This is a genomic window from Flavobacterium sp. ARAG 55.4 (assembly GCF_051846875.1).
Taxonomy (GTDB): Bacteria; Bacteroidota; Bacteroidia; order Flavobacteriales; family Flavobacteriaceae; genus Flavobacterium; species Flavobacterium plantiphilum.
In genome coordinates, this window is the sequence record NZ_JBPYCT010000004.1 from 312,847 (window position 1) to 333,751 (window position 20,905).

At 34.5% G+C, this 20,905-nt stretch carries 22 protein-coding genes; 9 read left to right on the top strand and 13 right to left on the bottom strand.

The genetic code is table 11. The annotated features are described in order from the left end of the window. Positions 1-41: 41 nt before the first annotated feature. The 5 genes from ACSV4D_RS07025 to ACSV4D_RS07045 form a co-directional block, all read right to left on the bottom strand. Positions 42-1,070 carry an asparaginase gene (locus ACSV4D_RS07025; RefSeq protein ID WP_439227646.1) on the bottom strand — a complete coding sequence of 343 codons (1,029 nt, stop codon included), beginning with the start codon at positions 1,068-1,070 and terminating at the stop codon, positions 42-44. Then, the gene (locus ACSV4D_RS07030) at positions 1,054-2,196 is read right to left on the bottom strand and encodes a 1-acyl-sn-glycerol-3-phosphate acyltransferase (protein WP_408081605.1); all 1,143 of its coding nucleotides are present in this window, start codon (positions 2,194-2,196) and stop codon (positions 1,054-1,056) included. The genes ACSV4D_RS07025 and ACSV4D_RS07030 overlap by 17 nt, the downstream gene beginning before the upstream one ends. 60 nt (positions 2,197-2,256) lie before the next feature. Beyond that, positions 2,257-3,036 (bottom strand): TatD family hydrolase, encoded by a 780-nt coding sequence (locus ACSV4D_RS07035; RefSeq protein WP_439227647.1) that lies wholly within the window; start codon positions 3,034-3,036, stop codon positions 2,257-2,259. A 154-nt stretch (positions 3,037-3,190) separates the two neighbouring features. Further along, the gene (locus tag ACSV4D_RS07040) at positions 3,191-3,913 is read right to left on the bottom strand and encodes a tetratricopeptide repeat protein (protein WP_439227648.1); all 723 of its coding nucleotides are present in this window, start codon (positions 3,911-3,913) and stop codon (positions 3,191-3,193) included. A gap of 5 nt (positions 3,914-3,918) precedes the next feature. Beyond that, positions 3,919-4,500 carry an RNA polymerase sigma factor gene (locus ACSV4D_RS07045; RefSeq protein ID WP_439227649.1) on the bottom strand — a complete coding sequence of 194 codons (582 nt, stop codon included), beginning with the start codon at positions 4,498-4,500 and terminating at the stop codon, positions 3,919-3,921. 123 nt (positions 4,501-4,623) lie between these two features. Here ACSV4D_RS07045 and ACSV4D_RS07050 point away from each other — a divergent pair, with 123 nt between their 5' ends. The 7 genes from ACSV4D_RS07050 to ACSV4D_RS07080 all read left to right on the top strand — a co-directional run bounded on the left by ACSV4D_RS07050 (position 4,624) and on the right by ACSV4D_RS07080 (position 12,880). Then, on the top strand, positions 4,624-4,911 hold the full coding sequence (locus ACSV4D_RS07050; RefSeq protein WP_439227650.1) for a hypothetical protein: 288 nt from the start codon (positions 4,624-4,626) through the stop codon (positions 4,909-4,911). 90 nt (positions 4,912-5,001) lie between these two features. Further along, positions 5,002-5,586, top strand: a complete 585-nt coding sequence (locus ACSV4D_RS07055; protein WP_439227651.1) for a hypothetical protein — start codon at positions 5,002-5,004, stop codon at positions 5,584-5,586. Between the two features lie 237 nt (positions 5,587-5,823). Next, positions 5,824-6,789 carry a hypothetical protein gene (locus ACSV4D_RS07060; RefSeq protein ID WP_439227652.1) on the top strand — a complete coding sequence of 322 codons (966 nt, stop codon included), beginning with the start codon at positions 5,824-5,826 and terminating at the stop codon, positions 6,787-6,789. Between the two features lie 187 nt (positions 6,790-6,976). Continuing rightward, complete coding sequence (locus tag ACSV4D_RS07065; protein WP_439227653.1) at positions 6,977-8,932, top strand: PKD domain-containing protein; 1,956 nt, start codon at positions 6,977-6,979, stop codon at positions 8,930-8,932. Between the two features lie 102 nt (positions 8,933-9,034). Then, the gene (locus ACSV4D_RS07070) at positions 9,035-11,662 is read left to right on the top strand and encodes a CHAT domain-containing protein (protein WP_439227654.1); all 2,628 of its coding nucleotides are present in this window, start codon (positions 9,035-9,037) and stop codon (positions 11,660-11,662) included. Next, positions 11,659-12,096 carry a retropepsin-like aspartic protease gene (locus ACSV4D_RS07075; protein ID WP_439227655.1) on the top strand — a complete coding sequence of 146 codons (438 nt, stop codon included), beginning with the start codon at positions 11,659-11,661 and terminating at the stop codon, positions 12,094-12,096. The genes ACSV4D_RS07070 and ACSV4D_RS07075 overlap by 4 nt, the downstream gene beginning before the upstream one ends. A 19-nt stretch (positions 12,097-12,115) precedes the next feature. After that, a complete protein-coding gene (locus ACSV4D_RS07080; RefSeq protein ID WP_439227656.1) occupies positions 12,116-12,880 on the top strand; it encodes a hypothetical protein in 765 nt (254 codons plus the stop codon). A 43-nt stretch (positions 12,881-12,923) separates the two neighbouring features. On the opposite strand, the gene ACSV4D_RS07085 is transcribed toward ACSV4D_RS07080, so the two are convergent. The 8 genes from ACSV4D_RS07085 to ureA are packed head-to-tail and all read right to left on the bottom strand — an operon-like array spanning position 12,924 to position 18,594. Further along, a complete protein-coding gene (locus tag ACSV4D_RS07085; RefSeq protein WP_439227657.1) occupies positions 12,924-13,619 on the bottom strand; it encodes a hypothetical protein in 696 nt (231 codons plus the stop codon). Further along, positions 13,609-14,388: an urease accessory protein UreD gene (locus tag ACSV4D_RS07090; protein WP_439227658.1), complete on the bottom strand. Its 780-nt coding sequence runs from the start codon at positions 14,386-14,388 to the stop codon at positions 13,609-13,611. The genes ACSV4D_RS07085 and ACSV4D_RS07090 overlap by 11 nt, the downstream gene beginning before the upstream one ends. Next, complete coding sequence (gene ureG, locus ACSV4D_RS07095) at positions 14,385-15,020, bottom strand: urease accessory protein UreG (RefSeq protein ID WP_439227659.1); 636 nt, start codon at positions 15,018-15,020, stop codon at positions 14,385-14,387. The genes ACSV4D_RS07090 and ureG overlap by 4 nt, the downstream gene beginning before the upstream one ends. Before the next feature lie 9 nt (positions 15,021-15,029). Then, positions 15,030-15,716 carry an urease accessory protein UreF gene (locus tag ACSV4D_RS07100; RefSeq protein ID WP_439227660.1) on the bottom strand — a complete coding sequence of 229 codons (687 nt, stop codon included), beginning with the start codon at positions 15,714-15,716 and terminating at the stop codon, positions 15,030-15,032. Beyond that, positions 15,716-16,207: an urease accessory protein UreE gene (locus ACSV4D_RS07105; RefSeq protein WP_408081590.1), complete on the bottom strand. Its 492-nt coding sequence runs from the start codon at positions 16,205-16,207 to the stop codon at positions 15,716-15,718. The genes ACSV4D_RS07100 and ACSV4D_RS07105 overlap by 1 nt, the downstream gene beginning before the upstream one ends. Then, a complete protein-coding gene (gene ureC, locus ACSV4D_RS07110) occupies positions 16,208-17,929 on the bottom strand; it encodes an urease subunit alpha (RefSeq protein WP_408081589.1) in 1,722 nt (573 codons plus the stop codon). 6 nt (positions 17,930-17,935) lie between these two features. Further along, entirely contained in the window at positions 17,936-18,295 is a 360-nt protein-coding gene (ureB, locus tag ACSV4D_RS07115; RefSeq protein WP_439227661.1) for an urease subunit beta, read from the bottom strand. Next, on the bottom strand, positions 18,292-18,594 hold the full coding sequence (gene ureA, locus ACSV4D_RS07120; protein WP_408081587.1) for an urease subunit gamma: 303 nt from the start codon (positions 18,592-18,594) through the stop codon (positions 18,292-18,294). Before ureA ends, ureB begins: the two co-directional genes overlap by 4 nt. A 260-nt stretch (positions 18,595-18,854) precedes the next feature. Here ureA and urtA point away from each other — a divergent pair, with 260 nt between their 5' ends. Next, positions 18,855-20,069 (top strand): urea ABC transporter substrate-binding protein, encoded by a 1,215-nt coding sequence (urtA, locus tag ACSV4D_RS07125; protein ID WP_439227662.1) that lies wholly within the window; start codon positions 18,855-18,857, stop codon positions 20,067-20,069. 39 nt (positions 20,070-20,108) lie between these two features. Continuing rightward, the gene (locus tag ACSV4D_RS07130; protein WP_408081585.1) at positions 20,109-20,885 is read left to right on the top strand and encodes a hypothetical protein; all 777 of its coding nucleotides are present in this window, start codon (positions 20,109-20,111) and stop codon (positions 20,883-20,885) included. Positions 20,886-20,905: the final 20 nt, after the last annotated feature.

A 20,905-nucleotide genomic window follows, 5' to 3' on the forward strand; every position in this document is an offset into this window, starting at 1 on the left:
AACATGAAAAAATCTGACTTAGAAAAATATTTTTTGAAATATTATGTCATTTCTCCCCGTAAAGAAGTTTCAAAAACTGTTTTAAAATGGTTTGGAGGTGTATTTTGCCCCAACAAGAACATCAGTTTAGTAATTGCAGCCTCTGTTGTACTGTCTTTAGCGGAAATTACTCCTATTTGCTTCAAGACTGAACTCGTTTCATATTGTCCCATATTTACTGTACCTGTTAAGCATTGCGTAACATTCACAATATGCTTTCCGCTTTCTATTGCCTGCGTCAGGGCTTTGATAAACCATTCATCGGTGGTAGCGTTTCCGGCACCATAGGTTTCCAGCACAATTCCTTTAAGATTTGGAATATTTAAAATGGCTGTAAAAACACTTTCGCTCATTCCGGGAAACATTTTTAAAATAACCACATTGGTGTCAAAAGAAGTATGAACAATCAAATCCTTAGAATCATCATTAGTTAAAAACAAATCAGATTTCAGATTTAAATTCACTCCTGATTCTACTAAAGCCGGATAATTAGGGGAACAAAAAGCATTGAAATTTTCAGAATTAATCTTAGTCGTTCTGTTGCCGCGATACAATTTGTATTCAAAATAAAGGCAAACTTCAGTAATAACCGCTTTATTATGCTGCTGTAAAGAGGCGATTTGAATGGCTGTAATCAGATTTTCTTTGGCATCTGTACGCAAATCACCAATAGGCAATTGTGAACCGGTTAGAATTACCGGCTTAGCTAAATTTTCGAGCATAAAACTCAGTGCCGATGCTGTGTACGACATGGTATCAGAACCATGAAGCACCACAAAACCATCAAATGCTTCATAATGGGATTGTATCATTCCGGAAATCGAAATCCAATGCGAAGGATTCATATCAGATGAATCAATTGGTTTTTCAAAAGAAAGGGTTTCTATCTCACAATCCAATTGTTTTAACTCAGGAATTTTTTGTAATAATTTACTAAAGTTGAACGCTTTTAATGCTCCGGAATTCAAGTCCTTTTGCATACCAATGGTTCCGCCCGTGTAAATTAAAAGAATTTTAGTCCTTGAGTTCATGGGTATATTTCAGTTTATTGACAACCGGATTAGCATACATGGCTAATATCCCTTGTAATGCTATAGGATTTTCGGCATCAATTCTTTTTTCTAACCTGCGCTTGAAAACTGCTTTTTCATCTTCGGTATACAAATGCGAATATTTATCCGTTTCATTTAAAATATCATAAGCAATATAATTAGTAGGCCATAATTTATAACTGCTCAAAATAGAATCATCTATGGCTTGTGCCAAAGCCTGAATTTGTTTATTTACATTATCGTTTTCAGCAATAATAGTATCAATTTCAGTATCCAGAACTTTTCCAATATGAATAAAAATACGTTTTTTAGGACCTAAAGCACCGCTCAGGATAGTCATAAAATCCTCGTTTTCCTGTTTTACATACACTTCATTATTTGCTTCCGCCAATAATTGAGGCATTTTTAAAGCGTCGGTAGGATCGTATTCATACGAAATTGAAACGGGAACAATTTTGATTTTTTTGAAATAGTCCATCAAATTGGCTTCGTCATTTGCCATTCCCAGCATTTTTAAAACCCCGGGATTAGTCATGTCATTACCATCTTTTGTTCGTCCTTCGCGTTGTGCAATCCAAACCGAACGGTTTTCATGTTGCAACAAATGACTTATGTATTCTGATAATGTTTTGGAACTTTGCAACATCTCCCTTGGTGGCAAGCCACGCTGTACCAAAAAATTCCGATTTAGTTTAGCTAATACATTTAAAAAAGGCTGTTTTACTAAATTATCACCAATGGCCGAAGCGGTCATCACTAAATCATGCTCAAATAAAGTAGCGTTAAGCAAGGTGGTATCGAGTAAAATATCTCTGTGATTAGAAACAAACAAGTAAGAAGTATTAGGTTCTAAATGTTCAAATCCGGAAGTTGACAAGCCTTCAGAACTTTTTTCTAATACTTTTTGAACGGATTGATAGATAAAATTACATTGAAAATCACGAATAGAATGCGTTTTCATCAATTGCTCTTTCCATACTTCATCATCCACATTGGGGAAAGAGAAATTCATTAATGACTTCAACATCGGATGATGAAGTACTTTTTTTATCGCTTTATTTATTTCGGAATCATAATACGGCCGAATCTCGTCAAACTTTTGCATTTTGGTACTATTAGAAAAACAAATGAACAAAAAAAATATTAAATTTTAGCGAATTCTACTTTAAATCCCAAAAATTGCTTTTGAATTTTCAGTCGTTTTTTGCGCAATTTCAACAGCAGAAACATTGTAAATCTGTGATAACTTATCAATTACATTCACAAGATAACTGCTTTCATTTCTTTTGCCCCTGAAAGGAACCGGAGCCAGATAAGGCGCATCCGTTTCTAAAACGATGTGTTTTAAATCAATTTTATTCAAAAACTGATCGATTTTTCCATTTTTAAAAGTCACTACACCACCAATCCCCAATTTCATATTATAAGACAAAGCCTGCAAAGCTTGTTCGTATGTCCCCGAAAAACAATGAAAAATTCCAAATAAGTCATCTGCTTTTTCTTCTTCCAAAACTGCAAAAACTTCATCGAATGCGTCCCTACAATGGATCACAATTGGCAATTGATATTGTTTTGCCAATTGGATTTGCTTTTTAAAAGCCAGTTGTTGTTCTTTCAAATGGGTTTTGTCCCAATACAAGTCAATCCCAATTTCGCCAATAGCATAGAATTTTCTTTTTTTCAGTTCTTCTTCCACATGAGCTAATTCGTCCAGATAATTATCCTTCACATGCGTAGGATGTACCCCAGTCATTAAAAAAACATTTTCCGGATATTTCGCTTCCAAATCATACATTGCAGCCGTATAAGCCGAATCGATGGCTGGAATAAAAAAACGAGTCACACCAGCCGCTAGGGCACGTTGCATCATTTCACCTCTGTCTTCATTAAAATCCTCGCTGTATAAATGCGTGTGGGTATCGGTAATTATGGGTTTTGCTTCCAATGTTGCTGTTTTAAGGATGCAAAATTGCAAAGTTTTTTAAAATTTAAACACAAAAGACACAAAAGTTTTATTTTAATCCCATTAAAAACCAAAGACACAAAGTATAAAATCTTTGTGTCTTTGGTTTTCCTTTGTTTCTTATGTGTTTAAAAACTTAATCCAATTTATCCAGCAATTCCTCAACCTTCTCATAATTTTCATAATCCGAAGGAATCGTCAACAGGATTTTTTTACAGGATTGATACTCTTTTTGTTTCAATTTGGCTAAAGCCAAAGCATAAATCGCTTTGTTTTTGTAAACCGAATTTCCTGATTTTATTTCGTTAAAAACTACTTCTGCTTTTTCAATTTGGTCGTTTTCTAATAAGGAAATCCCATAAAAATACTGAATCTCTGCTGTTTTATTTACTTTTAAAACAGACTCAAAAAGCGGAATAGCGGTTTTATAATCCTTAGCATTAAAAGCTATTTCAGCTTGTTTTAAATTCGCAACCTCATCTCCCCTTTCGGTTAAATAAGCGTTTTCGTATTGATTGTAATCCTCAAAACTAGGTTTGGAAGGATTAAACAAAAACAATCCCAATAACAAAACCACTGATGCCGCAACTAAATACGCCCAAGGTTTCAACGAAATCACTTTAGTATTTTTAGGCTTAAAATGTTCGTTAGAAATTCTTTTTAAATTTGCTTCAAATGTATCTCTATCAACTGCAAAATCAAATTTTGTTTCTAACTGTAATTGTACTTCTTTGAAAGTTTCAAATTCAGAAGCCAATTCAGGATTCTCCAAAAGTTGGTTTTCAAAATCCAATCGGGCCTCGTCTGACAATTCGTCCTGAAGATATTGATCGAATAATATGTATTTGTCCTCGTTCATGACTTCTATTTTTTTAATGATTTAAAACGACTACTTTCCTGAATCCACTGCGTCAATTGACCAGTACAAAGCGATTTTTTCTTTCGAACATAACCATAAGTTACATTCAGTTTTTCGGCTACTTCTTCCATTGATTTCAAAGTAAAACTCCACTTTAAAACTTCTTGGCATTTTTCACCTAATCGCTGAAACATGGTATCAAAAAGCTGTTGCTTTTCTTCAAACACCTCTGTTTGTGCCACCATTTCTTCTGTGGGTTCATTAGTAGATGTAAAATCATCGGAAATTGTTACCCCTTTATTAGCCGATTTTTTGAGTTCGTTCAACCATTTTCTTTTGCACAACAAAAAAAAGTAGGCATCAAAAGGACAGGTCAATTGCAATTGCTTGGCTTTAGCCTGATTGAACAACAAAATCATGATATCCTGAATTACATCTTGCGCCTGATCTTCATCGCCCGAATTGTTTCTGATATAAGAAACCACCTTGGGAACAAACTTCTTATAAATGGACTGGATTATCGCCGAATCGTTATTCGCCAATCCTTCTATTAAATATTGATCAGGATGCAATAGATTTTTGGACATAGAAAAAATTTTAACTGCTAATGTAAAAAAGAATCTGAAATAAAAACGGATTTAAGGGGTAACAATTATAAAATCAAATGGATATAAGACTAATAGCAGAAGAATAATTTCAATTTAGAAACTATGAAAAATAAAGCACACAGTACTAAAAACTTTTCTAAAAAGCTTTCGAATAAAATAAAAGCCGGTTTTAAAATAACCGAATACAACACCAAATTACCCTATGTGGTTTTGACAAAAGAACAAAAAAACATCAACCACAATGTACACCTAGTACTTTTTTGCCTCACCATCGGGATTTGGTCTTTGGTCTGGATTTATGTGACACTAACTCATACTCCTAAAAAAGAAATCCTTATAGCCATTGACGAAGATGGAAATGTTTTTGAAGAAAAATGTTTGCTCAACTAATTGAAAACAGGGTAACACTTTTAATACCTAATTGATATAGCAGTATAAACAAGGAAAATCATTTTAATCATAATTAAAAATCAAGAAATCATGAAAAATCTTAAAACCTTATTATTTTGTTTTACAGTCGCGTCAATTATTAGTTGCGACAATGACAACGACCCAACAAATAACGTATGTGACACCAGTTATGTTTCTACCCTAATTACAAATGCTTTTTCTACAGCAAATGGTTATGACGATATAGAAACCATGGATTTAGAAACCCATGAATACACCATTCAAATTAATGCAGATGGCGAAATTTGTAGTGTGGGGTATCAAAATCCATCAACCTATACAGGCGGTTATACCATGACGATAACTAATACAACCTCTAACACTTCCTATTCCGGAGTCCATACTTTTTCACAAACAGCACTAGATTATCAATCCATTACTCCTGTACTAGTGAATAATGGAGATATTATCAATGTAAAAAGAACCATCCTTCCCGGCTATACCATGTTAAATCAAACTATTGGCCGATTGCTAAGACCCTCTAATTATAATGACGTTCCTTATCCAATTACTCAGGGAAATGTAGTGTTTTTAAGTTCTAACTTTTACGGCACAGGCGGACCTATTCCTGATTTTGCTCAACCCTATATTGCATTGGGCTTCAAAGTAAATTAAAAATAGGGGTAACAATTTGAAACAAATATTGATATACCAATAGAAACCCGAAGTTTTAAAAATATTTTAAAAACAGGGGTAACAAATTAAAACAAGAATTGATATAACAACAGAGTCAGAAACACAGAAAAAAAATTTAAAAAAAATCAAATACCGGGGTAACAATTTAACAACCTAATTGATATAACGGTATAAAACAAGTAAAATCATTTTAACCATAATTAAAATCAAGAAATCATGAAAAATCTTAAAACCATCGGAATTTTATTTTTAGCAGCCATTTCATTAATAAGCTGTAACAACGACGACAACGAACAAATGCCAGCAACAGCAGCAGAATTTGCAAACGTAAGACAAGCGGCCTTAGACAAAATGGTACAAGAATTTACCATCACTGCCGAAGACGGTGCTACCACACTAACATCCGAAAACGGAGTAAAAATTACCTTAAACGGAAATTGTTTGACTAAAGACGGAAATCCTGTAACTGGAGATGTGAAAATTGAATTCGTAGAAATCTTCAACAAAGGAAATATGTTGGTAACTAACAAACCAACTATGGGAATCATGCCTGATGGAAAACGAAACTTATTAATCTCAGGAGGTGAATTCTTCATCAAAGCCACTCAAAACGGAAAAGAATTAGCCACAAGCTGCAACATTAGCTTACAAGTTCCTACTGATTTAACTGGTGGAGTTGACAACACTATGACTTTATGGAACGGAATCATTGACGACGAAGGAAACCTGGCTTGGGAAGATGCTCGTAAAGCCGATGGAAATGGAAAAGGCGGTGTAGAAGCTGGACAAAACAGCTACTATGTAAGTTTTGGAAACTTTGGATGGACAAACGTTGACCGTTTCTATAGCGACCCAAGACCTAAAACGACTATCCTTGCCGATGCTCCGGAAGGATATGACAATACAAACAGTTCTATCTACTTGTCTTATGATGGCGAAGGAACTAACGCTTTAGCAAAATTAGATACTTATACTGCCGAAGGATTATTCAGCGAACACTACGGTCAAATTCCAATTGGTTTAGCTTGTCACGTGATTTTTGTAACCGAAGACAATGGAATGTGGAGATATGCTATCAAAGGTGTAACTGTTCAGGCTAATGATGTTTACACTTTCACAATGGGAGAAACCACTGTAGGAACCGAAGCTCAATTAATTGCCGCAATCAATGCGATTCAATAAAGAACTCCAAATTTAATTTCTGAAAAAAGTGGTGATTTACTCATCACTTTTTTCTATTTTTAAAAGATTTTAACCGCTAACCAACCAAGAATTAGTAGCTTATTCCTGCTGTTCGCTGTATCTTTTATGTCTTAAAGAAAGCCATAAAAGGATGCCGCTGCCATCAGGGCTAAAACCAGATTTGATTATGAAATACTATCTATCTTTTCTCTGTCTTCTTTGTTCTTTCCTCTTATTTTCACAAAAAAAAGTCAAAGACACCATAACCCGAAGAGCTGCAATAAACTACATTCAAAATGCAAATGTACTTAGCTACAAACCCGAAACACCACCATTAATTCCTATTGCAGGCGCACCTAAACCTAGTTTTTCTTATTTATGGGAATTTGGCGATGGTGCTTACAGCAAACAAGCCGAACCCAAACACACCTATAAAAACAAAGGAACTTACACCACCCGACTCACCGTAACCAATAATTATGACAACGGAAAACCTCCAGCAACCCGTCCCAAAAAAGTGGTTATTAATGAAATCACAGATAAAAATTTTAACGAAATCGCATCAGTTGCAGACCAAAATGGTTTTACCTTACAAAAAAATTGCGACCCTATTCCCGACCAACAAATGGAAGTTATCCTGAGTTATCAAAACCTGGAAAATTATGTAGCTAATGGCAAAATCTATCTGTTTTATAACGAAACGCAATTTAAAGACAATAACTTCGAATTGACTGATTTTCGAACCTATGCAGGCGAAAGAGAAGTCAAAGAAAATACTTTTGCTGTCAGCAACGACATTAATCAATCCAATTTATATTTGGCGTCAACCAACAATTATTTGCCCATTAACAAATACGAAAATACCACTACCGAAGAAGACTTAGACGCTACACTTGCCGAAGCACATAAAACCTTTAAAAATGTTTCTATCTTAGAATTTGACGACGCTAATCCGCAGGAAACACGCAATGTTTTTTACACTTTCAAGACCACTCCCGAAATGCTAAAAGACACTAGCGCCACCATAACCATGCGTGGTATTTATGTTCCCAACCGCAGTTATAAAAACCATAAAATAAAAAACCTGGAAATGGAAATTGTAACTTCTCATGACCCTAACAAAATGGGATCTAACGGAAGCTTTATGAATTACAGATTCGTTCGTTATAAAAGAGTGAATTTCAAAACCCGTTTTCAAAACAACGGCGAAGGTCCGGCAAGAATGATTCGTCTGGAAACTGATATTCCGGATATGTTTGACAAAAAAACATTCCAAATTGAAGACATGTATCCTAAATGTCCCATTTGCCCGAAAGACGAAATTCCAACTACGAGTTGTTTAGACACAATAATTAAGCAAAAGCAAATCTTCTTTACTTTCAAAAACATTTATTTGCCTGGAAGCGAACAAAAAAATGTAAAAGAAAAAGACAGTACTAAAGGCTTTGTAAAATACTCGATGAAATTCAACAAGGATTTCCACAAAGTAAATACTAAAAGCAGAACAGCTATTATTTTCGATAAAAACGAACCTATTATCACTAACTACGCCACTACCCGATTCCTACCCGGAATTTCTATTGGTGCTAAAGCAGGATATAACTATTATCCAAACTTAGATAAATCAACCAGCTATTTTGTGGGTGCTACTATTTCGCCGTACAAATCCTATCGTTTCTATTGGCAAGCGGAATTAATCAATAGCAAACATGATTTTAATTCAGAAACTACCGTTAGCAATAGTATAATCTCTTCTGCCAATGGCGTTCGTCAAGCTACCAGAACTACTTCTACGACAAGTTATTCTAATTTCAACAACGAAATTCCTTTACTTATTCGCTACAACATCAACAATTACATCGGAATTGGAGCGGGTGTACAAGCCAATATGAATGCTTCACAAAAAGAAGAACGATATACCAAAACAGAGACTTTTGAAACAGAAAAACCAGATACCAACATCATTGACATCCAAGAAAACAGTGAGAACACCAGTAAGACATTTACCAATTTCAAATCAGGTTTATTATTTGATTTAACAGTTGGTGCCGCTCGCATCGGGCCAAGTTTAGGTGTACGTTATGTGATGAATTTCAAAGAAAATTTCAATTATTTTCAAGTGTATGGAATATGGAAGTTTTAGTTTTATTTTTATTTTTTAAACCACATAAGTCACAAAAGTTTTTCAAAATCCTTTCGTGAATGTCGTTGATTTACTTTGCGTATCTTTGTGAAACAGCTGTTTATGAAAACATTTATTCTCTATCTTTTCCTATTTTGCTCTCCGATTATATTCGGACAAAATCCGCCTGCCCAAGAAGATAAAATCTACGATGCCATTGATCATTTTGTAGCTAATCCAACTGAAGAAAAATTACACGACCTCAGTATTACCGAAAATGCTTTCTGGAAAAATCCAAAACCTAAAACAAAACCGGAACTCCTGGCGATTGTCATTTTAAATTGCAACAAAGCCTATTACGAAAAACAATTCAATCGCATTCAGGATGCAATTAACAGTTACGAAAATGCCTGGAAAATATACAAAAAATATAATCTCAGCAATTATGACATTGTAGAATTTTGCTTAAAACCCTTAGGAAATCTGCACAGTATTATTGGTGATTACGACAATGCCGAAAACACCATCAAACAGTATTATTATATTGCGAACCAAGAAAAAAATCAAGAAAAAAAAATAGCGGCAATACTCAATTTATCGAATGTATACCAAAACTCGGGTAAGATTGACTTGGCCATCGACTTACTGGAAAAAACCATCCGAAGTGAGAAATTATCTAAAACTCAAAAAGGAATTTTACTGAATAATTTGGGAAATAGTTATGTATTGAGCTACAATAAAAGAGATATAACTGTAAAAATTATTCCCAATATTTTTGACAAACTTGAAAACACATATCTTGATGCCATCAAATTATTACAATCTGACAAAAACCAAGTGGAAACTATCGCTAATTGCTATAGAAATTTAGCTTCCCTTAATTCCCAATGGCAAAAGTTTGACTTAGCTAATTCTTATTTCGAAAAAGCCAAAAACTATTTCTATGCCACACCCAATCTTTCTACCCGCAAAACAGCGCAATTCAAATATGAGGAAGCTTCTTTGTTGTTTCAACAACAAAAACTAAACGAATCTACTGCCGCCATTACTGCTGTATTCAAATTGTTAATTCCGAATTATTCTGGTAAAAATAATTCTTTACCGGAACAAAATTCACTTTATACCGAAACGACTTTGTTAGATGCTCTAGATTTACAAGCAGCTATTTTCAGCAAACAGAACCAACCTAAAAAAGCACTAGAAAGCTATGCTTTAGCATTCCACATAGATGAATTGTTTGCTAATTTAATGGTGTATGAAAACTCTAAAATCATCAATCAAACCCGAGTAAGAAACCGCACCGAAAAATGCATAGCTATTTATGATTTGTTGTACCAAAAAGAGCAAAAACAAAGTTATATTGAAGCCGCTTTTCAATTAGCGGAGCAAAGTAAATCGGGTGTTTTAAAAAGTTATTTATCCCAAAATAAAACAGCTTCCAGAAAAGAAAAACTCCACATCGAACAATTGCAAAACTGGAGTAATGTTATCCTGAAAGAACAACAAAAAGGAGATTTGGCAGACATTGCCAAAATAAATGAAGCCATCGAAAAGCAAAATGGATTGATGCTCTCGTTAAAAAAAATACGTTCTGAAAACACCGCTTCCGAAAAACAAACTATCGACTTGAAAGCTTTGTATACCAAATTAGAAAAAGACAAAGCCATGATGATTGAGTATTTTTCTGGATATGAAAAAATGTATTTTTTCACCTTGGCTAACAAACAAATATCTTTAAACCAATTGAGTAATAATGCACATACTTCTGTAAAAATTCTCCAATTTATTGACTATTTCAATAATCCAAATGCTATCATAAACAACATCAAAAGCTATAATCATTATGGAAAAATAGCCTATGATGTTTTGCGTTTACCAAAAAAAACCAATTATAACAACTGGATAATCATCCCTGACGGAATTTTAAACTTCCTTCCTTTTGAAGCCTTAATCACTCAAGAATCGAACACTACTAATTTTGCCCAAATGCATTATTTATTGAATGATTACAATATAGGTTATGAGAATTCAGCTCAGTTTTATTTGTCTTTCGACCCAAATAAAAAAATGCAGGACAAAACAGTTTTAGGCATTTTCCCTGTTTTCGAAAATACAGCTTTCACTTTGTCTTATTCTAAAAACGAAATGAATTCGATTCAAAAAAAATTCGAAGGAAAGTATTTTCAAAATGCCGAAGCTACTTTCGATAATTTTAAAAATAATGCCGTTAATTATTCTATTTTGCATTTATCTACGCACGCTTCATCGGGGGACATTGACACACCGGCAAGCATTAAATTTTATGATCAGGAAATTTTATATTCGGAATTTTACAATTTAAATATCAATCCGGATTTAGTAGTATTAAGTGCCTGCGAAACGGGTATTGGCAAACTCTTTAAAGCCGAAGGAGCCATGAGTATTGCCCGCGGATTTCAATTGGCGGGAGCGCAAAACTTATTATTTTCGCTTTGGAAAGTCAATGATTACACCACTTCGGTTTTTATGGATTCTTTTTACCACAATATAAAAAAAGGTCAATCTTATTTAGAGGCTAATGCTAATGCCAAACGTGATTTCCTGAAAAACCCTAATATTTCCAATGCTAAAAAATCGCCTTATTACTGGAGTGCTTTTGTCTATTATGGTGATTTAGAAAAAAATAAAGCTCCTTTTAATTATATTTATATTATTTTGGGAATTGTACTTGCAATTGCATTAATTTGGCTGTTTATCCGATTTAAAAAATGAAAAACCTGCACGAAATCCTTAAAAAGGAAAAATATAAAAAAGTAAAATTCAAAATTACCAAAACGCAACATTTACTGATAAAAGCCAAGATCAATGGCGTCAGAGGCAACTTCATTTTAGATACTGGAGCCTCTAACAGCTGTGTAGGTTTTGAACATATTGCTTTATTTAATTTAAATGCCGAAGACTCAATAACCAGAGCCTCGGGTGCAGGAGCAACAGGAATGCTTACTCAGACCGCTTCAGAAAATAAATTACAGTTAGGTTCCTGGAAAAATCACAGTTTTGATTTGGTTATTTTTGATTTATCTCATGTCAATGAAGCCTTGACAGCCTACAAATCAAAAACTGTTGACGGTATCATTGGTGCTGATGTATTATTGAAGGGAAAAGCAATTATCGATTATTATAATAATTATTTATATTTACGCTAACCAACCAACACCAAGATATATGACTAAAAATTACTATAAAGCAGCTTGTTTAGCAATTGGAATGCTCTTGTTTTCCTGTGCCAGTGAAGACATGATGGAAGAAACATCAACGCAAACCACTACAGTTGGCATCAATAACACACTTGAAATGTCTAAAAAGACTCCAATAAAAACTCCTGTAGATATTCTAACATGGGATTTTAATGATTTAAACGAATGGGAAGATGCTACACAGGCAGGTGTTCCTAATTATTACATCGAAAATGGAATTTTACGCATGTTTACCAATGCAAACACCTGGGACAGAACTAAAGTTAAATCGGTAGCCACTTATACTTCGGGAACCTATTCCTGGCGTGTTTATGTACCCACAATGGGTGTTGGCGACTGCGCCAGCATTGGTGCATTTTTATACAATGATGACACGCACGAACTCGATTTTGAAATAGGTTATGGGAAAGAAAGCGCTCGTCAAGAATTAAATGCCGTTGCAGATGATCTCATTGTTTATGCAACTTCTCAGGCAAATCCTTATCATTCTTTTCCAACAAAAATCAAACGGGAACAATGGTACACCCTTTCGATTACATTAGCCTTAAACAACAAGAAAAAATATGTTGCTACTTGGAAAATCGACAACCAGATCTTAACTACAAAAACACTTACTTATGGTACTCAGAAAAAGTTTAAAATCTTCTGTAGTGTCGAAAACCTCAGTTTCATCGGCGATCATATTCCAACGACACAGAATTATGGTTTGTTTGACTGGGTAGAATTCAAATAAAATAAATAATCCTTCTTTTGGAATTAAAAGAAGGATTATTTATTTACCATCCGAGCCAAATCATTCCAATTCCGCACACTAAGATTATGGAACCGCTAATTAACTCAATAAACTTTTCAAATCCTTTATAGTTGATGGAATTAGCACCAAAAAAACCAATTAAAACCATGGACAGCATGGTTAAAACAGTTGCTAACGTGTAGACTATAATCAGCATTCCAACCTCAGTTAATGAATAATCAATAGCAGGATAAATAATAAGTGGAATCATGGGTTCACTTGGACCAGATGCAAAAATGAAGAACATCACCCAAGGCGTTACTTTAAAACGCTGGTTTGGTGCTACCGTTTGTCCATGTTGGTGTTCAAAAACATAAATCTCTCCTTCCTCGGAAGTATCAAAATGTTTGTGAATTTTATTTTTATTCATATTATAAAGAGCGTACAATACATATCCTAATCCAAAAAGGAACAACATCCAGGAAGCAAATCCACCACGAATGGATTCTATGTTAAAAGTTTTGGCCAAAGTCCAGCCTAAAACTATTCCCACAATCCCTAATAATACGGAACTTAAAACATGAGCCAGCCCACATAAGGAAGTCCAAAGTATTGTTTTCTTTAAGCTCCATTTTTTAGAACGCGATAAAACAATAAACGGTAAATAATGATCCGGCCCACTAAAAGTATGTAAGGCACTAATGGAAATTACCGTTAAGCAAAGTATATTAAAATCCATTTTGTTTGATTATTTTAGTCATTTCTCTCATCCAGAATAATAGTTTTTCGGCTTTGTCATGCAAAATTTTAACAACCAAGCCATTTGTTGGCGTTCCTGAAATTCCGAACACACAGTTTTTATCCTCTAAATAAGTGTCCAATTGCTTCTTTAAGTTCTTTACATCGCAAGATTCGTTCAAAAAAACCAAACTCAACTGATGTGTAAAACCTTCATATTGTCCTAAATTCATCGGATTAGATTCTGATGGTTTTAAATATAAATTTTCAAAAAACACTAATCTATTTTCCTGATAAATCTTTGTCACCGATTGAAACTGCTTGAATTCAAAAACTTCTTCTTTTAGTTTTCTTCCACAAGTAAAAATTTCACCCCAGAGTACCGAAGCATTTTTTTCTAAATAAATCGTATTACTACTCTTAAAACTAGAATCTTTATGAGGTACACAAGGATGTGGCAAATAGCATAAAAAAGAGTTGGTTTTCAAAGTCACATTTGTTTCTTGAAAAGCGCTCTTTTCCATGGTAAACAAGCGTTGAAAAGATTGAGTAGTAAACTCCATTTGACTATTTTCATGCAAAGTAAAATCAAAATACAATTCATCCTCGTCCAAAACTCCAGGTGAAGAACTCATCAAAATAAGTTCCAGCAAGGGATTTTTTTTATCTTCCCGAATGTCAACTACTTTAAATGGGGTATTAAAAAAAGCCGATTTCAATTGGGTAAGCCCATTTTTCACTTCAGCTTCTATGCTTACTTTTGAAATCATCTAACTAAATTAGGTTCGTCTACAGCTTCTAACAAGGCATATTTTTGAATCCAACCAATCACATCATACAAGCCTTCTTTCTTCATTAAATTGGTAAAAACAAAAGGTTTTCCATTTCGCATTTTTCGGGCATCGCGTTCCATTACACCCAAATCGGCATTGACATAAGGAGCTAAATCAATTTTATTAATCATCAACAAATCGCTACGTGTGATTCCTGGGCCACCTTTTCTCGGAATTTTATCTCCTTCGGCAACATCAATTACAAAAATGGTTAAATCAGCTAAATCAGGACTAAAAGTCGCCGATAGATTATCGCCACCACTTTCGATAAAAACCAATTCGATATCTGGAAATCGTTCAATCAATTCATCCACTGCTTCAAGATTCATACTGGCATCTTCGCGAATAGCAGTATGAGGACAACCTCCTGTTTCCACCCCGATAATTCTATCTGCTGGCAACAAACTGTTTTTTGTTAAAAAGTCGGCATCTTCCTGTGTATAAATATCATTGGTAATTACACCTAGTGAATATTTAGATGCTAATTCGCGTGTTAATCGCTCAATCAAAGCTGTTTTTCCTGAACCTACTGGTCCTGCAATTCCTATTTTTATATAATTTCTTTCCATTTTTTATTTTTAAGACATGTACAATCTGGAGTATAAATTTTCATGTTCCATCGCCCGAATGTCAAAAGCAGTGGCACTCATTCCTAATACGTCAAGATTGGGCTGTAGTGCTTTTTGAGTCAATTTTTCTAAAACAGGTAATAATTCAAACAGCATTATTTGTCCGGAATCCTGACTCAAAGGGATTAATTTGACAGCATTGGTGATGTAACCAATGGTTGTATTATAAAAGAATCCTTCTAAAGCTTCTTGTTTTACTATTTTTAATTCGTGCGCATAAATGGCATATAAAATACAATAATGTCCATTTATACTTTTGTTTTTTAGTGCCAATTTTAATTCTTGGATTAATTCGGTTTCAATTAAAGGATTGAAAATTTTCGTTAACCGAATCCCTAGTTTCTGACTAGCGGTTCTAATTTCTTTGGGCAATTTTGACGCATGACACAAACCATCAAGTTCTATAATTTTGTCCCAATCTTTTTGCTCACAAGCATCATAAACCAAACTAATAAAAGAAGCTTCATTAGGCAAAATGCTATGAGTCAATATTTCGGTCAAAAAAACTCGTACACTTTCTACCGATTTTACTATTTCTTTTTGAGTATATGTTTCCAATCCATAAGAATGTGAAAATCCCCCAATAGGTAAAGTAGGATCAGAAAGATGCAATAAATGCAGCAATGAACTTTTCATTATTTTTGGGTTAGATTCATAATTTTCGAAAACAAAGTACCACTTTCTCCATGTGGCGCCACTGAAGTTCTTAAAGGAGTTAACAACTGTCTTGTTTGCTCATAGACTTCAAAACCCATCGCTGACAATTGGCGAAAAAGCGGTTTTTCTAAAGGGACTAATAGCGCTTCTTCTTCATAAAACAAGGGCAAATGTTTGTTTCCTATTTCATAACAAATAGAGGCCGTTTCAAAATTATTTTTGGGAATAATAACCAAGCAATCACAAGGAAGAATATTCACTACGTAATTCTTATCTCCTTCCTGACTTAAGATTTCTCCTTGTTCTAAATTAGGATTTTCGTTTAAAAATTTCAATCGGAAATCTTTACCATCCCTTGCTGTTTTATGTTGGATACGCTTATTGGTTTCAAACCATTCAAAATCAATTAAGATTTCAGTTCTCGGTTTAAGACAAAGCGATTCGGGTTGAATTTTAGTGGTAATAATCATTTAAAATAAAAAATATCTTTGCGCCATTGGTACTTCTTTCAAAGGTTCGCAAGTAATATGCTCTCCATCTACTCTTACTTGATAATTCTCTGGATTGACTTCTATATTTGGCGTTTTATCATTGTGAATTAAATCTTTCTTCCCTATGTTTCGGCAATTTTCTACCGGAAGGATAATTTTGTTTAATTCGTATTTTTCAATCGTTTTGTTTTCAATCGAAATTTTGGAAACAAAAGTAACACAGGTTTTATGCAAAGCTTTTCCATAAGCCCCAAACATAGGACGGTACATTACAGGTTGCGGGGTAGGAATAGAAGCATTAGGATCTCCCATTCGTCCTGCGATAATCATTCCGCCTTTAATAATCAATTCGGGTTTTACGCCAAACATAGCTGGTTTCCACAACACTAAATCGGCTAGTTTTCCAGGTTCAATAGAACCTACATGTTTTGAAATTCCGTGAGAAATGGCAGGATTTATCGTGTATTTGGCAATATATCTTTTTACTCTAAAGTTGTCATTGCTATTGGCTTCATCTTCGGGTAAAAAGCCTCTTTGGATTTTCATTTTATGAGCGGTTTGCCAAGTTCTGATTACAACTTCACTCACTCTTCCCATGGCTTGTGAATCACTACTCATCATACTAAAAATACCTAAATCGTGTAAAATATCTTCGGCAGCAATGGTTTCTGGACGAATTCTGGAATCAGCAAAAGATACATCCTCAGGCACGGATTTGTCCAAGTGATGACAAACCATCAACATATCTAAATGTTCATCAATAGTATTAATAGTAAAAGGACGCGTAGGATTAGTACTGGATGGCAAAACATTTGGATACATGGCTGCCTTAATAATATCAGGTGCATGACCTCCTCCTGCTCCTTCGGTATGGAAAGTATGAATTACTCTGCCATCAATCGCCTCAACAGTATCTTCCAGAAAACCACTTTCGTTAAGTGTATCCGTATGGATAGCAACCTGAATATCGTATTTATCAGCAATAGTTAAGGAAGCATCAATAGTAGCCGGAGTAGCTCCCCAGTCTTCGTGAATTTTTAATCCTAAAGCTCCTGCTTCAATTTGTTCTACAAGTGGATCCAATGTAGAACAGTTTCCTTTTCCAAAAAAGCCTAAGTTCATCGGAAAAGCTTCTGCACTTTCGAGCATTTTTTGAATATTCCAAGCACCCGGAGTTACCGTTGTAGCATTGGTTCCATCAGCTGGACCTGTTCCGCCACCAATCATAGTGGTCACTCCACTATATAAAGCGTGGTCTATTTGTTGCGGACAAATAAAATGAATATGCGTATCAATTCCTCCAGCAGTAACAATTAATCCTGCTCCCGAATGCACTTCGGTTGAGGCACCAATAATCATATTTTCGGTAATGCCATCCATAGTGTCTGGATTTCCTGCTTTTCCAACGGCAACAATTTTTCCGTCTTTAATACCAATGTCACCTTTCACAATTCCCCAATGATCAATAATCATGGCATTGGTAATCACAAAATCAAGTACACCTTCATCTCTGGTGGCTCTAGCGGATTGTGCCATTCCATCGCGAATGGTTTTTCCTCCACCAAATTTGGCTTCTTCACCATAAACCGAAAAATCTTTTTCAATTTCGATAAACAATTCTGTATCAGCCAATCGTATTTTGTCACCAACTGTTGGCCCAAACATATTGGCATATTTTATTCTATTTATTTCTATACTCATCGCATATTATGGTTTTAGAAATTCGTTTAATTTTTCCTGAATGCTTTCTTTGTCTAAAATATTGACATTGGAATCTATCAAATTATTGAATCCATAAATAGTTTTATCGCCACTTATTTCAACTAACTCCACTTCTTTTGCTTCTCCTGGCTCAAAACGCACCGCAGTTCCTGATGCAATATTCAATCGCATTCCAAGAGTTTTCATTCGATCAAAATCCATTTTTTTATTGACTTCAAAAAAATGAAAATGAGAACCAATTTGAATTGGACGATCTCCAGTATTGGTTACTTCAATAGCAACGGTTCGCTTACCAACATTAATTTGAATGGGTTCCTCTTTTAAAATATATTCTCCTGGTATCATTTGATTGGATTATGAACGGTTACTAATTTAGTTCCATCTGGAAAGGTAGCCTCAATTTGGATATCGTGTATCATTTCAGGAACTCCTTCCATTACATCTTCTCGACTCAGAATTGTTGTTCCATAATGCATGAGTTCTGCAACTGTTTTTCCATCTCTAACTGCTTCTAAAAGTTCCGAACTAATTAGAGCAATTGCTTCTGGGTAATTTAACTTAAGACCTCTTTTTTTTCTTTTATGGGCGACTTCTCCAGCAGTATGCAAGAGTAATTTTTCTATTTCTTTTGGAGTTAGGTGCATGATATATTATTTGAACTTATTGTTACAAAAATATCATTATTTTTTATTGAAATCCGAATCTACAACGGAACATTTTAAATAAAATACCACAAAATACTTATTTCTCAAAAAAACTAATTGTAAAAATAAAATACAAAAAAATAGGGGTGATAAATCTAAAATATAATAATTCTTACACTACACCCCCTATTTTTTAGGGGGTCTTACAAAAATAATTATAATTTTACCTCAGTAGAAACCAAAAATAAAAATCAAGCATTATGAAAAAAATCATTTTAGCACTTACAAGTTTAGCATTATTTGCATCATGCAAAAAAACGACCTCTACTGAAGGCAAAGAAGATGCCGAAACAGTAAAAATAGGAGTATTACATTCATTATCAGGAACAATGGCTATCTCCGAAACAGATTGCAAAAACGCTACTCTTTTAGCTATTGAAGAAATAAATGCCGCTGGCGGAGTTTTAGGAAAAAAAATTGAACCTATTGTAGAAGACGGCGCATCTGATTGGCCGACATTTACTGAAAAAGCAACTAAATTAATTGACCAAGATAATGTAAAAGCAGTTTTTGGATGCTGGACTTCATCAAGTAGAAAAGCTGTTTTACCTGTTTTTGAATCTAAAAACAACTTGTTATTCTATCCAGTACAATATGAAGGAATGGAAGCTTCTAAAAACGTAATTTATACCGGAGCAGCTCCTAACCAACAAATCCTTCCTGCTGTTGACTACTTAATTAAAGAAGGAAAGAAAAAATTCTTCTTAGTGGGTTCTGATTATGTTTTTCCAAGAACAGCTAATAAAATCATTAAAGCTAAATTAAAGGCAGAAGGTTATGAAGTGGTAGGTGAAGAATATGCTCCACTAGGTCATACTGACTTTACATCTATTGTTCAAAAAATAAAAAGTTCAGGAGCTGACGCTGTATTAAATACCATAAATGGAGACAGCAACATTGGATTCTTTAAACAAATGAAATCAAACGGATTAGTTGCTCCAGCAGTAACTTGTATGTCGTTTTCTATTGCTGAAGTGGAGTTAAAAGGAATTGGAATTGACATTATGAAAGACCAATTGACTGCCTGGAATTACTTTATGAGCATGAAAGGAGAAGCTAACGAAAAATTCATCAAAGCATATCAAGCAAAATATGGCACTGATAAAGTTACTGATGACCCAATTGAGGCAGCTTATTTTGGAGTATACATTTGGGCTGAAGCTGTTAAAAAAGCAAATTCATTTGAACCGGCAGATGTACAAAAAGCAATTGGCGGTGTTAGTTTTGACGCTCCGGAAGGAAAAGTTTCAATTGACCCGGTAACAAATCACACTATTAAAAACTTTATGGTTGGTAAAGCCAATGACAAAGGACAATTTGATATTATGTACCAATCTCCAGAAATGATTAAAGCCGATCCTTTCCCGAGTATTGCTACTAACAAAAAAGTAATTGCCCCGGGAAACATCCAATAACCAAAACCATTTTATAACAATCCCAAATAATAGCCATTTATGAAAAAAATTTTATTGACACTCGTTGCTCTTTTATGTACTTCCGTTTTTTTTGCCCAAGATAAAGGAGAATTCAATTTAACCGGATCATTCCATAATCAATGGTACTGGAGAGGCTATGCAGTAGGACCGGATCCCATTGTGGCTGCTCAGGCTAGTTTTAAATACAAAGGTTTAGAAGTAGGTACCTGGAACGGATATGGTTTAGCCGGAATCTGGAAGGATGTTGATTTGTATGTTTCCTATACCACTAAATTCGGATTAAGCATAGCACTGTGGGATATTTATAATTACAGTGATTACACCGCTTCTCCAGCGTATGCGGCTTATGGAAATCACTCACAATCTAATTATTTTAATTATGGAGATGGAACCAGACATTTCTTTGATTTGTCTTTAGCCTACACTATTCCAAAAACAAACCTCAATTTATTTCTGGCTACAATAGTAGCAGGAAGAGATAAAAATACTGATGATTCGCAACGACTGTCTTCTTATTTCAAAGCTTCATACGACTTTAGTTTTGAAAACAGCATAACAGTTAGTCCTTATATCTCTTATGGGTTTGCATTGAATAGTGATGAAGGAGATACGTTTTGGCAATGGACAGACAAAGCCGTTGCTGATGCTAAAAGTTCGGGATTTAATGAAATTGGAATCAACATTAGTAAGCCAATAAAAATTACTGATAACTATAGCATAAAAGCGAGCGCTGGTGCAGTTGCCAGTCCTGTAAATCACACAATGACAGGTTTACTTGGTGTTACTTTATTTTAAAAATTAATTTTCAGCTTATG

Excerpts from the sequence above, each read along its gene's own strand:
- ureA (WP_408081587.1), bottom strand. The coding sequence starts at position 18,594 with ATGCACCTAACTCCAAAAGAAATAGAAAAATTACTCTTGCATACTGCT.
- ACSV4D_RS07040 (WP_439227648.1), bottom strand. The coding sequence starts at position 3,913 with ATGAACGAGGACAAATACATATTATTCGATCAATATCTTCAGGACGAA.
- ureB (WP_439227661.1), bottom strand. The coding sequence starts at position 18,295 with ATGATACCAGGAGAATATATTTTAAAAGAGGAACCCATTCAAATTAAT.
- ACSV4D_RS07105 (WP_408081590.1), bottom strand. The coding sequence starts at position 16,207 with ATGATTATTACCACTAAAATTCAACCCGAATCGCTTTGTCTTAAACCG.
- ACSV4D_RS07065 (WP_439227653.1), top strand. The coding sequence starts at position 6,977 with ATGAAATACTATCTATCTTTTCTCTGTCTTCTTTGTTCTTTCCTCTTA.
- ACSV4D_RS07030 (WP_408081605.1), bottom strand. The coding sequence starts at position 2,196 with ATGCAAAAGTTTGACGAGATTCGGCCGTATTATGATTCCGAAATAAAT.
- ACSV4D_RS07080 (WP_439227656.1), top strand. The coding sequence starts at position 12,116 with ATGACTAAAAATTACTATAAAGCAGCTTGTTTAGCAATTGGAATGCTC.
- ACSV4D_RS07090 (WP_439227658.1), bottom strand. The coding sequence starts at position 14,388 with ATGATTTCAAAAGTAAGCATAGAAGCTGAAGTGAAAAATGGGCTTACC.
- ACSV4D_RS07070 (WP_439227654.1), top strand. The coding sequence starts at position 9,035 with ATGAAAACATTTATTCTCTATCTTTTCCTATTTTGCTCTCCGATTATA.
- ureC (WP_408081589.1), bottom strand. The coding sequence starts at position 17,929 with ATGAGTATAGAAATAAATAGAATAAAATATGCCAATATGTTTGGGCCA.
- ACSV4D_RS07045 (WP_439227649.1), bottom strand. The coding sequence starts at position 4,500 with ATGTCCAAAAATCTATTGCATCCTGATCAATATTTAATAGAAGGATTG.
- ACSV4D_RS07085 (WP_439227657.1), bottom strand. The coding sequence starts at position 13,619 with ATGGATTTTAATATACTTTGCTTAACGGTAATTTCCATTAGTGCCTTA.
- ACSV4D_RS07100 (WP_439227660.1), bottom strand. The coding sequence starts at position 15,716 with ATGAAAAGTTCATTGCTGCATTTATTGCATCTTTCTGATCCTACTTTA.
- ACSV4D_RS07025 (WP_439227646.1), bottom strand. The coding sequence starts at position 1,070 with ATGAACTCAAGGACTAAAATTCTTTTAATTTACACGGGCGGAACCATT.
- ACSV4D_RS07075 (WP_439227655.1), top strand. The coding sequence starts at position 11,659 with ATGAAAAACCTGCACGAAATCCTTAAAAAGGAAAAATATAAAAAAGTA.
- ACSV4D_RS07130 (WP_408081585.1), top strand. The coding sequence starts at position 20,109 with ATGAAAAAAATTTTATTGACACTCGTTGCTCTTTTATGTACTTCCGTT.
- urtA (WP_439227662.1), top strand. The coding sequence starts at position 18,855 with ATGAAAAAAATCATTTTAGCACTTACAAGTTTAGCATTATTTGCATCA.
- ACSV4D_RS07050 (WP_439227650.1), top strand. The coding sequence starts at position 4,624 with ATGAAAAATAAAGCACACAGTACTAAAAACTTTTCTAAAAAGCTTTCG.
- ACSV4D_RS07055 (WP_439227651.1), top strand. The coding sequence starts at position 5,002 with ATGAAAAATCTTAAAACCTTATTATTTTGTTTTACAGTCGCGTCAATT.
- ACSV4D_RS07060 (WP_439227652.1), top strand. The coding sequence starts at position 5,824 with ATGAAAAATCTTAAAACCATCGGAATTTTATTTTTAGCAGCCATTTCA.
- ureG (WP_439227659.1), bottom strand. The coding sequence starts at position 15,020 with ATGGAAAGAAATTATATAAAAATAGGAATTGCAGGACCAGTAGGTTCA.